Genomic DNA, 4,235 nt, shown 5'->3' on the forward strand with positions numbered 1-4,235 from the left:
ACTTGGGCCCGGCTCAGCAGTCCTCTGCAGGACTGCTGCATTTCGAGCGGTGGCAGTATGCTATGTGGCTCTGTTCTTAAAAATCGCTACAGCTACGATGAGTCGAGAAATCTCTCAGATCAGTGACTATGACGGGATTTTACGGGAGAATTGAGATTTGAGTGAAGAAAATGAAGATTCCGCTGCTCCGCCGCAGTTGGATTCCTGAAGACTCTACACCCAAAACGAGCCATCGACACTGCAGGAGGCTCTCTTCCCAGAAGAGAGCTGCCAACGGCTGAGAGATGATGATGGAAATCGCCGCAGGCGGGACCTCAAATCTCAACTTTTAGCGACGCAGCCGTTGATCACCCAGCCACCGGCCATTTGACTGCCATCCTCCTTAATCCATACTTTATTTCATTTTCTATACATGTAGGTATATAAATTTACTTTATAATATTTAGATTTACAAATCCAGTTTCATACCTTATAATATTCTTAACGATTTTTACATAAACAATATTTAGAAAGATGCATAGGATTTTTCAAATGTACTTTCTTAGGGAAAATCGAACCATTACATCTGAAAATTTCTAATTCAAAGATAGGTACTCCAAAAGCTGGAGAAACCGGTTCTGTAACTGGGAATTGGTATTTATGGTTTTACTTCATGATAACGGGGGTATTTTTATGAAAACACATTGGAAAAATGGGCAATCACAGAAATCAGTAAAATTTACCAATTTACGCCGGCAGATCCTGCTCCTTATAGCAGTATCCACCTTGGCAGGCGGCGTGCAGGCCATGGCCCAGTCTCTGGATGTGGTCCCTGGTACCGAGAATTCCGGGAATAGGTCGTATTCCGGAAATACGGTGACCGTCAGCGATACGGAGGCCCGGATCAGCAATTCCGAGGCATCGCTTATTACGAATCTGATCATTGAGAAGGGGGACTCCAGCTGGGGGCGTATTTCCGGTGGAGAGGGGATGTACCAGGATGTTACCGGAAATAAGGTCACCATCACCGGTACTGCTGTGGACGAAGTGACCGGTGGTGTGTCAATTATGGGGACTGCCAGCGGCAATGAAGTGACCTTGGATCACGCCTCTTCTTCCGGTGACGTGTACGGGGGATATGCGACTGAAAACGGAGCCCATTCGGAGGCAGAAAGGGATGCGGTCTCCAATAAAGTCTATATCCGCTCCTCCACTGTCGCTGCCACAGATCCCACACGGACCCCGGTAGTGGCAGGCGGGAAGGCATCCATTGGTAACGTGCGGAACAATGGGGTATATCTTTCCGGAGATACATCGGTTTCAGAAGAACTCTACGGCGGTTTTCAGATCAGCTCCCCGGTCATGGATTTTACCGGGACCAATGAAGTCAGCAGGAATTCCATTTCAATGACCGATGGGAACATGACCCTGGATAATCTGGCAATAGGCGGCTATTCCTCCTTCGGGACGGTGAAGGGAAATGAAATCACGATCACCGGGAATACGGCTGTGACCCTTACCGGGAACTCTCTCGGTAATTATAATGGCCGGGATGCCCGTACCATGGCCGGCGGTTTCGGAAGGGCGGACACTCTGTCCCACAACAGGATGGTCATTTCCACCAGCGGTGATGTGACTGTGAATCATGGTACCCTGGCCGGTGCCGTGTATCTTGTTGCGCCCCTGGGAGGTGGTTATCCCAATGAGAAGGATGCGGATGGTACTAACAGGGCTGAGGGAAACTACGTGGAACTTTCGGGCAGCGGCAAAGTGAATGCCGCCCTGATTGCCGGCGCAGACATGATAGGTAGTGATGAGGAGTACGGCAGGAAAGCGGGGAACGCAGTCAATAACTTTGTCCAAGTCTCCAATGGTACCATCGAAGCAGATAAGGTCCTGGGCGGTTCCAGCGATCATGGCACTGCTTCCGGCAACGTGGTCAATATCTCCGGCGGCACCATTACCGGCCGGGATGGGGGTACTGTGGATATTGCAGGCGGTGCCGGCACAGGCAGTACCTTCTCTGACAATGCCATTAATCTCAGTGGCACTGCCGATATCAGCGGGGCCAACCTTTACGGCTGGTCTTCCGATGACTCCGGCAGGTCCCAGGGCGGCAATGCGTTGAATGTGGGCTATACCGCTGTCTTTGATAATGATGCCGATGGTTACCGGACCATCAGCGGCGGCACCGGCAGTCTCTGGAATGGCAGTAAAGTGAAGGGGCTCTACAACTTCGACAGGGTATCCTTCTACGACGTCAATACTTCCACGGCAGCTCTGAAGGTGACCGATACGGTGAACCTGCCGGATACGGCGGTACTGGATATTTCCCATCTTTCTCCCCAGGGGGGCGATCTCGGACAGGAAGTGGTGCTCATTGACGCGTCCGGTGCCTCTTCCGTGAAGGGGCTCTCAGTGCTGTACCAGTCTGCAGCAGGTACCTCTACCCATACATGGAATTACGCTGACGGCGGAGTCACGGTGACAGGGCAGTCCGGGCTGTCCCTGTCCCATGATAACGTGCTCTCCTATGGTCTCCGTTCCATTGATCAGATCAGCTACGGCACCCTGGATTGGAAAACCGGCGGCACTGTGCTCGCCCTGGATTCGTCGCATCATTTCAACCTGGCCGATACCAAGGTAGATACATCGCATATCCAATTCACCGACAATTCCCTGAAGGCACTGACTCAGGCCGGAGATTACACTATGACCCTCCTGGATACGAAGGGCAATAAAACCCTGTCCTCCGCAAACCTTACGGGAGGAGAAGGCCGCTGGACACTCAGCAATGCCCTCACCGGCAGGGGAGCGGCATCCCTGGATGACCAGGGAAATGTAATTTACCGGATGGATGTGTCTAAAGGATCGGTTTCCGCTGCCGAGGGGACCCATTCCGTACTGGTGGCCAATGAAGCGGCGCTGGGGACCCTGGCCTCCGGAAGGGAACGGATGGAAGGAGTCCTTCAGGGATTGACCGATGAAGAGGGGGGGCTTTATACCTTCGCTGACATTGGAGGATCCAAGGACCATTACCGTACCGGCAGCCACAGCACCACCTATACCTGGAATGGACTGGTGGGCCTCGGAAATGAACAGAAGACAGGGGGCGGCGATTTCTCCTACAGCATTTTCTATGAATACGGCAGGGGACATTATCACATTTCCGATGAAGGAACAGCAGGAAAAGGAACGGCCCGGTACAACGGCGGCGGACTCATGGCAAAATTCATGGGAACTGCAAATACCTATGTGGAAGGCAGCCTGCGGTTCGGCCGTTTGAAAAACAATGCAGACTCCGTACTTTTTGATAGCAGTGGTGACAGCTCTGGCTACCGGACCGATGCCAGCTACTGGGCAGGAAGTATCGGAGTGGGCCATGTCTTCGCACTGTCCCATGAAACTGCCGGCGTAAGCCGGGGCGGCGCCTTCCGTGCAGCTCGGGACCTGGACCTCTATGGCAAGTACTTTCATACCCATCTTGGGGGCGATTCCTTCCAGGCAGGGGGAGCTTCCTACCATGTGGACAGCATGAATAGTGATCTCCTGCGCCTGGGATTCCGGATCAACAACCGCTTCGGACAGGACGACTTCTACTACGGCCTGGCACTGGACCATGAATTCGACGGTGAAAGCCGAGGCGACGTATCGGCTGTATCCCTGCCTCTCCTGTCTGCGGATATCCGGAAAGCGGATATCGGAGGAAACAGCATCATGGCAGAAGCCGGGTGGAAGAGAGAAGCCACAAGGGACAACCCCTGGGATATGAATGTAAACCTCCAGACCTGGTCAGGCCGCCATAGAGGCATCGGTGCCCATATACTGGTGGGATACCATTTCTGATCAAAGCCTCCGGTGGCTGTGTGGCTAAGCTCGTGCGAACAGCCGGGGGCTTCCAGCTTCTAGCGGCTAGCTTTTAGGAAAACTGGACAGGCCCTGCGGGCAAGTGAGATCGAGACCGAGGTCGAGATCGAGAGAATAGGGCCCTGTGGGCCGGATGGCATCAGATCCCATCAGCGGCCTTGCCGCAAAGGTGGCGGCGCGGGAAAAATTAGGAATTAGGAATGAGGAATGAGGAATGGTGGTGGCGGCGCGGAAAAATTAGGAATTAGGAATGAGGAATGAAGGTGGCGGCGCACAGATTGGGAAGCGCCGCCTTTTGAATTCTCTCAGAAAATCCACTTTTCTCCATGTGAGCCCATACGTTCATCGGTCGGCCGGGCCCCAAGAGGAAGGTGCTTTAATGTGCAGTA

The 4,235-nt window shown here is 53.2% G+C and carries 1 protein-coding gene; it reads left to right on the plus strand.

The genetic code is table 11. The features are described 5' to 3' along the window. Nucleotides 1-672: 672 nt before the first annotated feature. Entirely contained in the window at nucleotides 673-3,825 is a 3,153-nt protein-coding gene (locus QZR21_RS08285; RefSeq protein ID WP_296097288.1) for a hypothetical protein, read from the plus strand. Nucleotides 3,826-4,235: the final 410 nt, after the last annotated feature.

The sequence above is a fragment of the uncultured Dialister sp. genome (assembly GCF_900541605.1).
Taxonomy (GTDB): domain Bacteria; phylum Bacillota; class Negativicutes; order Veillonellales; family Dialisteraceae; genus Dialister.

Bases quoted from the DNA above. Each gene is read 5' to 3' on its own strand.
- QZR21_RS08285 (WP_296097288.1), top strand. From the start codon at position 673: ATGAAAACACATTGGAAAAATGGGCAATCACAGAAATCAGTAAAATTT.